General features: G+C 67.6%; 13 protein-coding genes and 1 pseudogene. 7 read left to right on the top strand and 7 right to left on the bottom strand.

Annotated features, from left to right (window positions below; genetic code table 11):
* The 4 genes and pseudogenes from F804_RS17245 to F804_RS0114580 form a co-directional block, all read right to left on the bottom strand.
* Positions 1–788: pseudogene (locus F804_RS17245) on the bottom strand (IS5 family transposase); the annotation flags it as partial.
* A 62-nt stretch (positions 789–850) separates the two neighbouring features.
* Entirely contained in the window at positions 851–2,347 is a 1,497-nt protein-coding gene (locus tag F804_RS0114590; RefSeq protein ID WP_022708488.1) for a UxaA family hydrolase, read from the bottom strand.
* A complete protein-coding gene (locus tag F804_RS0114585; RefSeq protein ID WP_022708487.1) occupies positions 2,344–3,441 on the bottom strand; it encodes a mannitol dehydrogenase family protein in 1,098 nt (365 codons plus the stop codon). The genes F804_RS0114590 and F804_RS0114585 overlap by 4 nt, the downstream gene beginning before the upstream one ends.
* Positions 3,441–4,427, bottom strand: coding sequence for a zinc-binding alcohol dehydrogenase family protein (locus F804_RS0114580; RefSeq protein WP_022708486.1), 987 nt, complete (start codon positions 4,425–4,427; stop codon positions 3,441–3,443). Before F804_RS0114580 ends, F804_RS0114585 begins: the two co-directional genes overlap by 1 nt.
* A gap of 113 nt (positions 4,428–4,540) precedes the next feature.
* Between F804_RS0114580 and F804_RS0114575 the strand changes: the two genes are divergently transcribed.
* From F804_RS0114575 to F804_RS16660, 7 genes are all read left to right on the top strand, one after another.
* The gene (locus F804_RS0114575) at positions 4,541–5,431 is read left to right on the top strand and encodes a GntR family transcriptional regulator (RefSeq protein ID WP_022708485.1); all 891 of its coding nucleotides are present in this window, start codon (positions 4,541–4,543) and stop codon (positions 5,429–5,431) included.
* 86 nt (positions 5,432–5,517) lie between these two features.
* The gene (locus tag F804_RS0114570) at positions 5,518–6,243 is read left to right on the top strand and encodes a FadR/GntR family transcriptional regulator (RefSeq protein ID WP_022708484.1); all 726 of its coding nucleotides are present in this window, start codon (positions 5,518–5,520) and stop codon (positions 6,241–6,243) included.
* Positions 6,244–6,283: 40 nt separating this feature from the next.
* Positions 6,284–7,258, top strand: coding sequence for a C4-dicarboxylate TRAP transporter substrate-binding protein (locus F804_RS0114565; protein WP_022708483.1), 975 nt, complete (start codon positions 6,284–6,286; stop codon positions 7,256–7,258).
* Positions 7,259–7,306: 48 nt separating this feature from the next.
* A complete protein-coding gene (locus F804_RS0114560; protein ID WP_022708482.1) occupies positions 7,307–7,777 on the top strand; it encodes a TRAP transporter small permease in 471 nt (156 codons plus the stop codon).
* Between the two features lie 12 nt (positions 7,778–7,789).
* Positions 7,790–9,061, top strand: coding sequence for a TRAP transporter large permease (locus tag F804_RS0114555; protein ID WP_022708481.1), 1,272 nt, complete (start codon positions 7,790–7,792; stop codon positions 9,059–9,061).
* 139 nt (positions 9,062–9,200) lie between these two features.
* On the top strand, positions 9,201–10,205 hold the full coding sequence (locus tag F804_RS0114550; RefSeq protein WP_022708480.1) for a zinc-binding alcohol dehydrogenase family protein: 1,005 nt from the start codon (positions 9,201–9,203) through the stop codon (positions 10,203–10,205).
* Positions 10,206–10,290: 85 nt separating this feature from the next.
* The gene (locus F804_RS16660; RefSeq protein WP_342662175.1) at positions 10,291–10,884 is read left to right on the top strand and encodes an SDR family NAD(P)-dependent oxidoreductase; all 594 of its coding nucleotides are present in this window, start codon (positions 10,291–10,293) and stop codon (positions 10,882–10,884) included.
* A gap of 191 nt (positions 10,885–11,075) precedes the next feature.
* Here the strand turns inward: F804_RS16660 and F804_RS16655 are convergent, their stop codons facing one another.
* From F804_RS16655 to F804_RS16650, 3 genes are read right to left on the bottom strand one after another with little or no spacing between them, the layout of a single operon-like run.
* The gene (locus F804_RS16655; protein WP_022708479.1) at positions 11,076–12,167 is read right to left on the bottom strand and encodes a glycosyltransferase; all 1,092 of its coding nucleotides are present in this window, start codon (positions 12,165–12,167) and stop codon (positions 11,076–11,078) included.
* A gap of 2 nt (positions 12,168–12,169) precedes the next feature.
* The gene (locus F804_RS0114535) at positions 12,170–13,153 is read right to left on the bottom strand and encodes a glycosyltransferase family 2 protein (protein WP_028726033.1); all 984 of its coding nucleotides are present in this window, start codon (positions 13,151–13,153) and stop codon (positions 12,170–12,172) included.
* Positions 13,080–14,285: a glycosyltransferase gene (locus tag F804_RS16650; RefSeq protein WP_022708478.1), complete on the bottom strand. Its 1,206-nt coding sequence runs from the start codon at positions 14,283–14,285 to the stop codon at positions 13,080–13,082. Before F804_RS16650 ends, F804_RS0114535 begins: the two co-directional genes overlap by 74 nt.
* Positions 14,286–14,289 lie beyond the last annotated feature (4 nt).

Raw genomic sequence — 14,289 nt, 5'->3', positions numbered from 1 at the left:
CAGAAGATTACGGTCGCAGCGAGTGCTATTGCTGAGAAGAAGGTTTGCGGACAGCGATCACAGCGGGTCGCAACCCTCCTCCAGTCCTTGAGCCTGCCGAACACGATCTCGATCCTGTTGCGCCGCTTGTAGCGGCGCTTGTCGTATTTGACTGGGGTCTTGCGCTGCTTCCGACCGGGAATGCAGGGGCATATCCCTCTGTTTTGCAACGCTTCTCGGAACAAATCGGCATCATAGCCACGACCTCCGAGCAGCCACTTCACGTTGGGCAACCCGCTCACCAGGGCGCGCGCCCCGATGTAGTCGCTGACGGGTCCGGCAGTCAGGAACAGGTCGATGGGTCGGCATTCGCCATCGTCGCTCGGACCGATGGCGCGAGATGGCTCATCTGTCGCAGATCGCGTGCAGCGTCGTATTCATGCCGCCCTTGGTTCGGCCAATCAGACGCGCACGCCCCCCTTTTTGACGCCCAGGCTGGACGCCGTACGATGGGCCTTCAGATGAGTTGCGTCGATCATCACGGTCGTCTCTTCACCGTGCTCGGCCGCCAACCCCGCCATGATCCGGGCGAAGACACCCCTGTCGCTCCAACGCTTCCAGCGATTGTAGAGCGTCTTGTGCGGGCCGTATTCCCTTGGTGCATCGCGCCACCGCAAGCCATTGCGATTGATGAAGATAATCCCGCTCAAGACACGCCGGTCATCAACCCTGAGCTTGCCATGCGACTTGGGAAAGTAAGGCTCCAGACGCGCCATCTGCGCATCGCTCAACCAGAAAAGATCAGACATGTTCACCGCTCGTTTTCGAACGGTGAATCACGCTCGCGCAACCAGATCAATGGGTCCTGACCCTAGAGGACGGCACCGATCTTCCACGGCACGAACTCGTTGTCGCCATAGCCGAACTCTTCCGAGGCGGTCCTGCTGCCCGACGCGGCATCGAGGATCGCATCGTAGATCCGCACCCCCATCTGCGGCAAGGACAGCCCCTCGTCCACGACGGGGCCGCAATCGATGTCGATATCCTCGGGCATGCTGCGGGCCAGGTCGGAATTCGACGACAGCTTCAGCGACGGTGCGGGCTTGGCCCCGAAGCAGGACCCGCGACCGGTCGTGAAGGCGATGATGTTCGCCCCCGACGCGACCTGCCCCGTCGCCGCCACCGGATCGTATCCGGGGCTGTCCATGTAGACAAAGCCCCTGCGGTCGATCCGCTCGGCATAGGCGAAGGCCCCCGACAGCGGCGCAAGCCCGCCCTTGGCCACGGCCCCCAGGGATTTCTCCAGGATCGTCGTCAGGCCGCCCTTCTTGTTGCCGGGGCTGGGATTGTTGTCCAGCGACGCGCCGTTCTTGGCGGCATAGTCGCGCCACCAGTCGATCATCCCGTCGATGCGGGCGCCGGTCTCGGGCGTCGCGCGGGCCGTCAGCAGATGCTCGGCGCCATAGATCTCGGGGGTTTCCGACAGGATCGAGGTGCCGCCCGCCGCGACCAGCAGGTCCGATGCGACCCCGAGCGCCGGGTTCGCCGTGATCCCCGAGAAACCGTCCGATCCGCCGCATTGCATGCCCAGCACCAGCTCGGATACCGGCTGCTCGGACCGGCGGTCCTTGTCGGCGGCCCGGGCGATGGGGCGCAGCAGCTCGACCGCGCGGGTGACCGCGGATCGCGATCCGCCGACCTCCTGAATGTTGAAGCAGCGGAAGCGCTCGGACGTCCAGTCGTTCCGGGCATAGAGCGTCAGCTGGTTCACCTCGCATCCCAGGCCGATGATCAGCACGCCGCCGAAATTCGGATGGTCGCGATACCCTTTCAGCGTGCGGACCAGCGCATCGAAGCCCTCGCCCTGGTTGGCCATGCCGCAGCCCTGGTCGTGGACGATGGGCGCGAAGCCGTCGATGCCGAGAAACAGCGGCAGCAGCGTCCGGTTCGCCTCGGCGGCGATGGCGTTGCAGACCGTCGAGGAACAGTTCACCGAGGCCATGACCCCGACATAGTTGCGCGTCCCCACCCGCCCGTTCGGACGGAGATAGCCCATGAAACTGCGGCGGGCGGGCGGTTCGGGCAGACGCGCGCCGACCGCCGACATCGCGGCAGCGCCTTCGGGCAGGGCGCAGTTCTGGACATGCACATGCGCGCCCCGGGCGATGTCGCGGCTGGCGATGGCCATGACCTGCCCGTATTTCAGGATCGGCTGCCCCTGCGGGATGTCGTGGCGGGCGATCTTGTGGCCGCGGTCGATATCCTCGACTGCTATCAGGCCGTCACGATCCTCGCCCGCGGGCCAGGGCGTCAGGGCGACCGCGACCGAATCCGAAGGGTCCAGCACCATCATGCGGGGATAGGTCATGCTTCTGCCCTCAGCTTGTCCAGAACGGGGGCGGCAAAGGCGGGATCGGCCTCGCGGACCCAGTCGAGGAACGCGCCAATGCGCCGCTCGACCTTCTGGGGGTGGTTCTGCGCGATATCCGCGATCCGGTGATCGAGGAAGGGATTGGCGAAACGCTCGACCGTCTCGTCGAGATAGCTGCGGGCGTCCGGCTCCATGGCGCGGCGGGCGAAGCCGGGCAGCACCTCGGTCCGCATAAGGTCCATCAGTGCGCGACCGACCGGCCCCTCCATCAGGTCGCGCACGATGGCGTCGGGATCGCCGCCGTCGCGCCGCCAGAAGGCCGCCATCGCCGTGTGCCCCAGGTTGAGGATATGCAGCTTCAGCCGCTCGATCCGTTCCAGCGACGGGACGATGCGGACCGCAGGATGCGCGATGGGCAGTTCAAGCCCCGGCTGCGCCTCGATGGCCCACAGCGCGTATGGCTCGGCCACCGCGCCGACCGGCTCGATCGGTTCGGACACGATGCGGTCGACCAGGCTATTGACCCAGATGCAGCGATCCAGCCATGCGACCAGATCGGCCGGGGCGGCCTGCGCCTCGGCCACGCCCATGACGCAGGCACGCAGGACGGATCCGTTGTCGGGGACCAGCTCCATCGGGCAGAGGGTCAGGGGCGCCCCCCCCGCCGCATGCCGCCCCGCCAGCAGGTGGAACAGCTTGGCGGGATAGGACTGTCCCTGGTCGGGATGGAGCAGCGCATCGGCGGGACGTGCATCGAAGCCCGCATCGCCGGTATTGGACAGGATCAGCCGCGCCTCGTCGGTGACGATCGCCTGGATCCGCGCCCAGTCGTCTGCCGTCGACAGGGTCCGCCTGACCGATTTGACGCGCGTTTCCTCGTCCACGATGCGCCCGTCCTTGCGCCCCCTGATCCGCACCGGATATCCGGCAGGGTCGGCCATGGCCCCCAGCCGCCGCGCCCGCGCCGCATCGCCCGAGCTCTGGACGACCGAGATCCCCAATTCGGGGTCGCCTTCATGGATGAACAGGTCGGCATGCGCCTGCAGAAAGCGCGAGGTCCCGAACTGCACGATCGAGGTCGGGCGCTCCATCACGCGACCTCGATGAGGGCCTTGACCACGGTGCCGCGATCCTCGGCCCAACGGGGCAGGTCCGCGACCGCGTCCGTCAACGAGGTCCGGTGCGTCGCGATGCGGTCGACCGGCACGAGGCCCCGCGCCATGCAGTCCATGACGTGGCGGAAATCCTCGTGCGTGGCATTGCGGCTGGCCAGCAGCGTCGTCTCGCGCTTGTGGAACTCGGGGTCGGCAAAGACCAGGTCGCCCTTGACCACCGACAGCAGCACATAGGCGCCCCCGTGCCCAAGATGCGACAGGCCCGCATTCATGGCCCCGATATTGCCGGTGGCATCGAAGACCGTGTCGAAGACCGCGTCCGACGCATCCGAGACCAGCTCGGTCACGGCGTCGGGGATGATGGATGCAGCCAGCGTCAGCCGATCGGCCGAGGTGTCGCGCAGCGTGACGCGCGCACCCGCGATCCGCGCGAACAGCGCAGCCCCGACCCCGATCGGCCCCGCGCCCACGATGAGCGCATCCGACCCCGGCGCAGGTGCGGCGCGGCGGACCCCATGCGCGCCGATGGCCAGGAATTCGACCATCGCGGCGGCGCGGGCATCCAGGTCGCCCGCCGGGTACAAGTTGCCCTCGGGGACCACGATTTCCTGCGCCATGCCGCCATCGGTATGGACGCCCAGAACGGCGATGTTCTCGCAGCAGTTCGGCTTGCCCGCGCGGCAGGCCCGGCAGTCGCCGCAGGTCAGATAGGGGTTCACGACGACCAGGTCGCCCTTGGCGATGCGCCCGTCGGCGCTGTCGGCCATCGCATGCCCGGACAGCTCGTGCCCCATGACGCGCGGATATTGAAGGAAGGGCTGATTGCCGCCGAAGATGTGGTAATCGGTGCCGCAGATGCCGATGGCTGCCACGCGGACCCGAAGATGACCGGGACGGTCGGCAGGGCGCGGGCGCTGGTGGATCTGCAACTGGCCCGGCGTTTCGCAGACCAGGGCGGTCATCGTATCTGTCATTGCTCCTCCTGGGCGGTCCTGAAATTCCGACTTGGACACCGCCAGTTGGTTTTTTATAAATTCAAGACCGAACACTCAAGAAGAAAACGGATGGCCCACTGATGTCCCGGCAGAACCAGATCATGAAATCCTCGGTCAATGCGGCGCTGGACAGGCTGTCCGCGATGCGCCCGGGCGACCCCCTGGGGTCCGAGGCCGAGCTGGCCGCCGCCCTCGGGGTCAGCAGGACCACGACGCGCGCCGTGCTTGCGCATCTGCGCGACAGCGGCCTGATCCGGTGGGAAGGTCGCACCAAGCGGCTACTGCGGTTGCCGACCCCCGCCGACCGCTTCGACCAGGGCGAGGTCAGGCCCGGCGCGGAACGCGCCCGCCAGGATTTCCTGGAATGGATCCTGCGAACCGACCTGCCCCCGGGTTCCGTCCTGCCCGAAGCCGCCCTTGCGCGAGATCTGGGGATCGGCCGGCCGATCCTTACGGCCCTTCTGGCCGAGTTCGAGGGAACCGGCCTGATCGCGCGCGAGGACAGATCCTCCCTGCGTTTCAGGGGTTTCACCAAGGAATACGCCTCCGAGATGTTCGTCATGAGGGAAATGATCGAGCGCGAGGCGATGCGCATCCTGACCGCGACCCCGGACCACCCCGCCCTGCCCCGCATCGCCGAAATGGAGCTTCTGCACATCGCCATGCTGGCCCGAAGCGATGCTGCCGCGGACGCGTTTCCCGCGCTGGATGCGCAGTTCCACCGGCTGATCTGTCATGCCTCGGGCAACCGCTTCTTCGAAGAGTTCGGCCAGCGCATCTCGATCATCGTCCATTACCATTACCAGTGGAACAAGCGGGACGAGGCCGCGCGAAACCGCGCCGCGCTGCGCGAACACCTGGCCGTCATTCAGGCCATCCTGCGCGGCGACGGCCCCCGCGCCCGCGCCCTGTTCGACGACCACCTGGCGACCGCCCGGCGCACGCTGATGGCATCGGTACAGTGGGGCTGATCTGCGGATCGCGTTCGGAATGGGGTTGACCCGAATCCCCTTTTGGTAGTTTGGTCCAACCAACCAAAGCCCAAGGGAGGGGGTGCATGGACCGGTCCACCGTCAAGGAAGTGCGCGAGATCCTGCGCCAGGAGATCGTCGAGAGGCATCAGCCCGGCGACCTGCTTCCGAACGAGCGGGACCTGGCCCTGCGATTCGACGTGTCGCGCAACACCATCCGCGAGACGATGATCCACCTCGAAGCGCTGTCGCTGATCGAGAAGACGAAGCGCGGCGCGCGGGTGCGCAAGCCCGATTTCGGCATCATGTTCGCCCAGCTGACGCAGCATTTCGACACCTCGGCCCGCAGCTTCACCGATGTCCTGAACTTCCGCCGCATCAACGAGACCGGCGCCGCGCCGCTGATGGTCTGCCACGTCACCGACGACATCCTGGCGCGCATCCGCGCCGCCAATGCCCGCATGGCCGACGCCCTGACCGCCGCCGAGGCCGCGCAGGCCGATTACGATTTCCACCTGGGCCTGGTCGAGGCCGCGGGCAACAGCGTGCTGACCCGGCTCTATGACGTGCTGTCGGTGCCGCTGCGCTACTACCTGGAGGTGGGCAAGTCCCAGAAGCTGGACACCGAGACCGCGCGCAGCCAGCACGAACGCATCATCGAGGCGCTTGCCGCCCGCGACGACTCGGCGCTGACCCGCGCCCTGTCCGACCATTTCCAGCATTCCAGCGACGTCCTGGCCGATTGGCTGGCCGCGCGAGAGGGCGGCCCCGAGCCGATCTCTCTGTGGCCCGTCCGGCGGCCGGATCGCTGATCACGTCAGGAACACGACAACCAAGGGGGAGGAGACCCGAATGAAGACCGCAACCAAGGCCCTGCTGGGCGCGACCGCCGCGATCATGCTGGCACTGCCTGCGATGGCCGAGACGACTATCCGCATCGCCTACGAGAACAACCCCGGCGAGCCTGCCGACCTGGTGATGAACCGGTGGGCCGAGCTGGTGGACGAGGCATCGGACGGCGAGGTGAAGCTGGACCTCTATCCCTCGTCGCAGCTGGGGGCCAAGCAGGACGTGATCGAGCAGGCGATGCTGGGCGTCAACGTCATCACCATCGCCGATGTCGGCTTCCTGACCGATTACGACCCCGATCTGGGCATCCTGTTCGGCCCCTATCTGACCGAGGACGCCGAGAGCCTGTTCCGCATCTACGAATCCGACTGGTTCAAGCAGAAGGAGGAGGCGCTGCGCGACCAGGGCATCCACATCGTCATCTCGAACTATCTCTATGGCACGCGGCAGCTGCTGGCGACCAGGAAGGTCGAGACGCCCGAGGACCTGGCCGGGCTGAAGATCCGCACCCCGAACAACATCATGCAGATCCGCGCGATCGAGGCGATGGGCGGCACGCCCACCCCGATGCCGCTCGGGGATGTCTACCCGGCGCTGACGCAGGGCGTGATCGACGGGGTCGAGAACCCGCTGCCGGTCCTGTTCGGCCAGAAGCTGCACGAGCAGGCCAAGGAGCTGTCGATGATCTCCTATCTGCAGAACACGTCGCTGTGGCTGGGCGGGCAGGCCTATTTCGACACGCTTGACCCCGAGGTGATCGAGATGCTGCACGAGACCGGGCACCAGGCCGGGCTCTACAGCCAGGAACTGGCCGCCGAGGAGGATGCGCGCATCCTTGCGGCGATGGAGGAAGCGGGCGTCACCGTCACCTATCCCGATGTCGCGCCCTTCCGCGAGAAGGCGATGGCCGTCTACGAGCAGTTCCCCGAATGGTCCGACGGCCTGTTCGACGACATCCAGGCGCAGCTTGCGCAGTAACGCCATCCCGGGCGCGTCCTGCGCGCCCGGCCCATCCGCGAGCCGACAATGAACATCATCACACGGATCACCGAGGCCCTTGGCGGGCTTCTGGTCTTCGCGCTGGTCGCGATCACCGCGGCCGCCGTCGTCGCACGCTATGTCCTCGGAACGCCCATCCAGTGGACCGAGGAGATGTCGGGCTTCCTGCTGATCTGGATCGTGTTCCTGGGCGCCATCGCCTGCGAGGCCCGCGACGGGCACCTGACGATCGACGCCGTGACCATGCTGATGCCCGAGGGCGCGATCCGCTGGCTGAACGTCGTCGTGGGCCTTGCGTCCGTGGCGCTGCTGATCGCCATGGCGTGGCTGGGCTACGAGCTGGCCGTCAAGGCGGCGCTGAAGAAGACGCAGCTTCTGCGCATCTCGTGGTTCTGGTTCGACATCGCCGTGACCGTCGGCGGGATCGGCATGGCGCTGATCGGCCTGCGCCGCGTCTGGCGCACCCTGCGCGGCACCCCCGCACCGGAACTGGGCTGAGGAGCCGCAACGATGGAATGGTTCGTCATCATCCCCTTCATGTTCCTGCTGTTCGCGCTGAACATGCGGATCTACTTGGCCATGTTCGCCGCGATCATCGCCTATTTCATGTTCTTCGCGCAGATGCCGATGCAGATCGCGGTGCAGCGTCTGATCGCGCCGACGCAGAACCCCTCGCTGCTGGCGATCCCCTTCTTCATCCTGCTGGGTACGCTGCTGGGCACCACAGGGATCGCGTCGCGCCTGCTGCGCGTCGCCGACCTGCTGGTCGGGCGGATGGTCGGCGGGCTGGGCCATACCAACGTCATGCTCTCCACGCTGATGGGCGGCCTGTCGGCATCGAACCTTGCCGATGCGGCGATGATGTGCCGGATGCTGGTCCCCGACATGATCCGGCAGGGCTATAACCGGGGCACCGCCGCCGCGATCACGGCCGCGTCCTCGCTGATCACGCCGATCCTGCCGCCGGGGATCGCGCTGATCATCTATGGCCTGGTGGCGGATGTCTCGATCGGGTCGATGTTCCTTGCGGGCATCCTGCCGGGCCTGCTGTGTTCGGCGCTGCTGATCCTGACCGTCTGGATCGTGGCGCGGCGCGAGGGGTATCGCCCGTCGCGGACCTCGCGCCCCACGGCGCAGGAAACCGGCAGGACCCTGATCCAGGCCTGGCCCGCCGTCCTTCTGATCTTCGTCATCATCGGCGGCATCCGCCTTGCGATCTTCACCCCGACCGAGGCCGGCGCCATCGCCACCTTCGTGACCATCATCATCGGCCTCTTCGTCTATCGAGAGATGCGGCTGCGCGACCTGACCGACGCCTTCGGCCAGACCGCACGGCAGACCGCCTCGGTGCTGCTGGTCATCATGATGTCATCGGCACTGGCCTGGATCTTCTCGCTTGAACAGGCCGGGGTCGCGCTGGCCGACTGGATCATGTCGATCACGCAGAACCCCTGGCTGTTCCTGCTGATGGTGAACCTGCTGCTTCTGGTGCTGGGCATGTTCATCGAGGGGAACGCCCTGCTGATCATCCTCGTGCCGCTGCTGAAGCCGGTCGTCGTGCAGCTGGGCATCGACCCGGTGCATTTCGGGATCGTCGTCATCCTGAACCTCGCGCTCGGGACGCTGACGCCGCCGGTGGGCACGGTCATGCTGATGGTCTGCAACCTGACCGAGACGCCCTTCGCGGAATTCGTCCGCAAGGGCTGGCCGTTCATGCTGGCACTGCTGGCCGCGCTGCTGATCGTGACCTTCGTGCCCGCGATTTCCTTGGCGCTGGTCTGAGCATGTGGGGGGCCATGCGCCCCCGCCCTGCCCGGTTTATCCGCCAGATCCGAATTCTCAACTTGCGATCGCCCCGCTTTATTCGCGATCCCACGGTCCTATCTTTGCGAACGACAATGTTCAGCGAAGGATCACGGATATGAAAGCGATCGGATATGACACGGCCGGCCCCATCGACGGCGAGGGCCGCCTGCGCGCGTTCGAGGCCGAGCGTCCGGTACCCGGCCCGCGCGACCTGCTGGTGCGGGTGCAGGGCATCTCGGTCAACCCGGTCGACGTGAAGCTGCGCGCCGCACGCCAGCCCGGGGTCGGACCGGCGATCCTGGGCTTCGATGCCGCCGGCACCGTCGAGGCCGTCGGCCCCGAGGTCACCGGCTTTGCCATCGGCGACAAGGTCTTCTATGCGGGCGACGTGACCCGCGCGGGCAGCAATGCCGAATACCAAGCCGTCGACGAACGCATCGTCGGGCTCAAGCCCGAGTCGCTGGACTTTCCCGAGGCCGCGGGAATGCCCCTCACCTCGATCACCGCGTGGGAGATGCTGTTCGACAGCTTCCGCATCCCCGAAGGCGGGGGTCAGGGGCGCAGCATCCTGGTGATCGGCGGCGCGGGCGGGGTCGGCTCGATCCTGATCCAGCTGGCCCGCAAGCTGACGGGTCTGACGATCATCGCGACCGCTTCGCGCGACGAGACCGCCGACTGGGTCCGCCAGATGGGCGCGCATCACGTGATCGACCATCACGGCGACATGGCGGCGCAGCTGCGCGACCTGGACCTGCGTCCTGACCATGTCGCGGCGCTGACCGGCACCGAGCGGCACTGGCCCGCCATCGTGGACCTGATCGCCCCGCGCGGCCATGTCGCGCTGATCGACGACCCGAAGACGCTGGACATGTCGATCGCCAAGCCCAAGGCCCTGACCGTCTCGTGGGAGTTCATGTTCACCCGCTCGATGTTCGAGACCGACGACATGGCCGCGCAGTCCCACCTGCTGAACCGCGTGGCCGGGATGCTGGACGATGGCACCCTGCGTTCGACGGTGACCGAGCGTGCGGCGGTGCTGGACCCCGAAACGCTGGCCCAGGCGCATCGCCGCCAGGAATCCGGTCGCGTCATCGGCAAGCAGGTGCTGCCGGGCCTCTGATGTCAGGGCGACCGGGGCCGATAACCATCAGGCGCTTGAACGGCAGGCCGGACACGTGCCGTCGCATTCACGAAAGGACTGACGCATGAGCAGGACGATCCTGATCACCGGCGCGACGGACGGGCTGGGCCTTGCCACCGCTGACGCGCTTGCCGCCAGCGGCAACGGCCTGATCATCCACGGCCGGTCGCAGGCCAAGCTGGAGGCGACAGCCGAGCGCCTGCGCGCCCGGGGTGGCAATATCCGCACGCAGCTGGCCAACATGTCGGACCTGTCGCAGGTGGCCGAGATGGCCGCGCGGATCGAGACGCTGGACGTGCTGATCAACAATGCGGGCGTCTTCCGCGTGCCGGATCCGATCACGGATCAGGGCCTGGACCTGCGCTTCGTCGTCAACAGCTTCGCGCCCGCCCTTCTGGCCGACCTGTTGGTACCGAAGATGCCTGCGCAGGGTCGGATCGTGCACCTGTCATCCGCCGCGCAGGCACCGGTGCGGATCGCGGCGATGAACGGCAAGGAACGGCTCGATCCCTTCCCCGCCTATGCCCAGAGCAAGCTGGCCCTGACCATCTGGAGCCGCCATTTCGCCACGACGCATCCCGATGGGCCTGCCTCGATCGCGGTCAATCCGGGGTCGCTTCTGGCGACGACCATGGTGCGCGAGGGCTTCGGCACGTAGGGCAACGATATCGGCATCGGCGTCGACATCCTGACCCGGGCGGCCCTGTCCGAGGAATTCGCGGACGCCTCGGGGCGCTATTTCGACAACGATGCGCGGCGCTTCGCGGAACCCCATCCGTCGGCTGCGGACAGCGCGCATGCGGCAGCGGTGGTGCAGGCGATCCGCGACCGGATCGCGCCGTTCATGCCCTAGGATGCGCGGGCGTCGATGCCGTCGCGGGCGGCGTCGATGGCCTGCCTGTAGTTCGCCTCGTAGCGGTCCAGCATCCGGTCCAGGCTGAACAGGCGCTCGACCCGGCGGCGGGGGGCGTGGCGCGGGATGCGCATGGCGCGCGTCAGCGCCCTTGCCAGCCCTGCCGCGTCATCGGGCGCTGCGAAGCTGCCGCAATCCCCGATCACCTCGGGGGTCGCGCCGATCCGCGTGCTGGCGACGGGCAAGCCGCAGGCCATCCCCTCGATCGCGACAAGGCCGAAGGGCTCCTGCCATTGCGGCGTGAACAGCATGACCGAGGATCGGCCGAGGTTCTCGGCCAGTTCACGCCCCTCCAGATGCCCGCCATAACGGATGTCGCCGCCAAGATGCGGGCGGACCATGTCCTCGAAATAGTCGCGATGCTCGATGGTGCCGAAGATGGTCAGGGGAACGCCCGCGATGCGCGCGGCCTGTGCTGCCAGATGGGTGCCCTTGGTGGGCGTGATGCGCCCGGCCCAGACCGCGCTTCCGTCGCCCGTAGGGGCAAAGGGCCACAGCCGCAGGTCGATGCCGTTGCCGACAACCTCGGCGGATTCGGGTGCGCCTGCGGGCCACCACAGGCCCGCCTGCTGGGCCGAACAGACGGTAAATCGCGACCAGGGCGCGGCGCTGTCCTGCACGGCGCGGCGCAGCCCGTCGAAGGGGGGAACATGCAGCGACGTGACCATCGGCATACGGGTCGCAAAGGCATGGCGCGGCGGAAAGCGGTGCAGGCTGTTGTTGTGCACGACATCGTGCCCGCCCCGGTCCAACGCCTCGGTGCAGCGCGCGAAGGCGTCGTCCAGCACGGCATTCAGGACGTCCGTCCCGTGGAAGTCGTGCCAGGGATAGTCCTGATCGTAATGCCGCGCGATGATCGGGTGGATGCGGAAATCCGGATCGCTGTCCCCCGCGGCATAGAGCGTGACCTGATGCCCCCTTGCCCGCAAACCGCGGACAAGGTGCCAGGCATGCGCCTCCATCCCGCCCATGAAGGGGGCCGCGATGGGATGGCGCAGATGCGCGACGACGGCGATCTTCAGCGCCATGATCAGCCCGCCCGTGCCGTCAGCATGTCGGCCTGCGCCAGCTCGACCTGCGCGACGCGGGCCGGATCGGCGCGTTCGGCATCGGCGATGCCCTGGATGCGGTCCAGCACGCGGCGCGTATTGGCATAGGGCATGTGCGGTTCCTGGCGGCACAGCGCAAAGTCGCGCTGGTCGGGTTCGCGCAGGACGCGCAGCCCCTCGGGGGTGTTCTCGATCAGGCCCAGCAGGCGGAACGCGTGCAGCCAGTGCTCCATCGTGCGGTGCCCCCATTTCGAGGCGAAGTATTCCGCGTTCCGGATCACCGACGGCACCTGGTGGATCGGCGGCATGCAATGCGGATGATACTGGTGATAGACCCGCGCGCCCTTCATCCACCAGATCCCGATGCCGCGGTCGTCCAGGATGCGCCCGAAATCCGTATCCTCGCCACCATAGCCCAGATAGCCCTCGTCGAAGCCGCCCGCGCGATCCCAGTCCTGCCGGTGGATGGCGAAGTTCAGCGACCAGAAGCAGCGGTAATCCTCGCACAGGCGCAGACCCTGCGGGGGCGGTGCCTGCCGGTCGGAATGGCGCACGCCCAGGTGGTCGAACAGCGCATAGTTGATGCCGCCATTCTCGGCCTGGTCGGGAAGGTACAGCACCTCGCCCATGACCAGCCCCTGCCCCGGACGGGCGACGGCGGCGTATTCCGCGACCAGTTCTGGGCCGGGAATGCAGTCCACGTCGACGAAGACCAGCACCTCGCCGCTGGCGGCGGCGGCGGCGGCGTTGCGGGCCGCGGCCAAGGGCAGCTGGCCATCGACGGGCGGCACCATGATCTGTCGCACGGGAAAGCCCGTCTCGGGCAGGTCGGCATAGGGTTCGGGCTGCATCACCGCGACGATCAGCTCGTCCGGCAGCGTGGATTGGGCGTCAAAGCCCCGGATGACGTTCGCCAGATGCTCGGCGCGGCCCGCCGCGATGGTCAGGGCTGATACGGTGGGCATGGGATGCTTCCTTTCCTGTCGGGATTTCGGGGGCGGAGGTCCCCCAGATGCGGGGGATCAGTTCCTCGATCCAGCGGGCGGTCGCCTGGGCGGCGCCCTGCCCCGCCAACCGGCGCTGCAGATCGGGGTCGTGCATGTCGCGGGCCGCGCACAGCGCCTCGCGCCAGCGATGGGCCGAGGCGGGCAGCTGCGGCAGGTGCAGCGCCGTACCCGCACGCCCAAGCGCCTGCGCCTTCAGCACCTGTTCGTCGAAATAGCGCCATTCCGGCACGGCGATCCAGGGCTTGCCCGCCGCCAGCACCTGCTGGCAGGTCGTGTTCCCGGTCGAGGATACGACCACGTCCGCCGCAGCCAGATAATCCAGCGGGTTGTCCACCCAGTCGGCCAGGTGCAGGTTCGCGGGCAGCGTCGCGTGCCAGTCGCGCTGGATCTTGCCGATCACGATCCAGTCCATTTCGGGGTGGCTGCGGGCCGCGACGCCGAAGGGCGCGTCGGCCCAACCGTTCCCGCCACCGCCGCCGATGACGACCGCCACCTGCCTGTCGGGCGCGATGCCCAGCCGCCGGCGCGCGACCGCGCCGTCCGGAATCGCCTGGTGCACGCCAAGGCCCGGCGCATGGAAGGTCGCGCGCGCCATCCAGTCCGGCCAGTCGGGCTGCGCAAGATCGGCGTGGAACGGCGCCAGCAGTCCCGCCGCCCCGCGATAGGCCGCCATGTGCCCCGGATCGGACCGGTCGCCATGCTGCACGATCTTGACATGCGGGACCGAACAGATCCGCGCAAGCTGCGCGATCTCGGCGCTGACATCGCAGATCATCAGGGCGGGATCGGCCTGGTGGAACCAGCCCGCCATCGTGGCCGTCGCCTGCCGGATCGAGGACCAGCCCACCGGCGCGCAATGCAGCGTGTCGGGCGTCGCGATCCAGTCGGTCGCGGGGGCATCCGACGGGGCCTCGAACAGGCTGGGGATCCGGCTGATCGTCACGCCGTCGCGCAGGGGCGGGAAGATGTCGTCGCGGGCGCAGAAGACCGTCACGGGGCGTTCCTGCGGCAGGGCGTTGACGATGGCCGCGCAGCGTTCCGCGTGGCCTCGGCCCTGGTGGTGGACGAAATATCCGATGGGTCGCGTCATGGTG

The organism is Paracoccus zeaxanthinifaciens ATCC 21588, from assembly GCF_000420145.1.
Classification (GTDB): domain Bacteria; phylum Pseudomonadota; class Alphaproteobacteria; order Rhodobacterales; family Rhodobacteraceae; genus Paracoccus; species Paracoccus zeaxanthinifaciens.
This window is presented reverse-complemented; position numbering and strand designations above follow the sequence as displayed.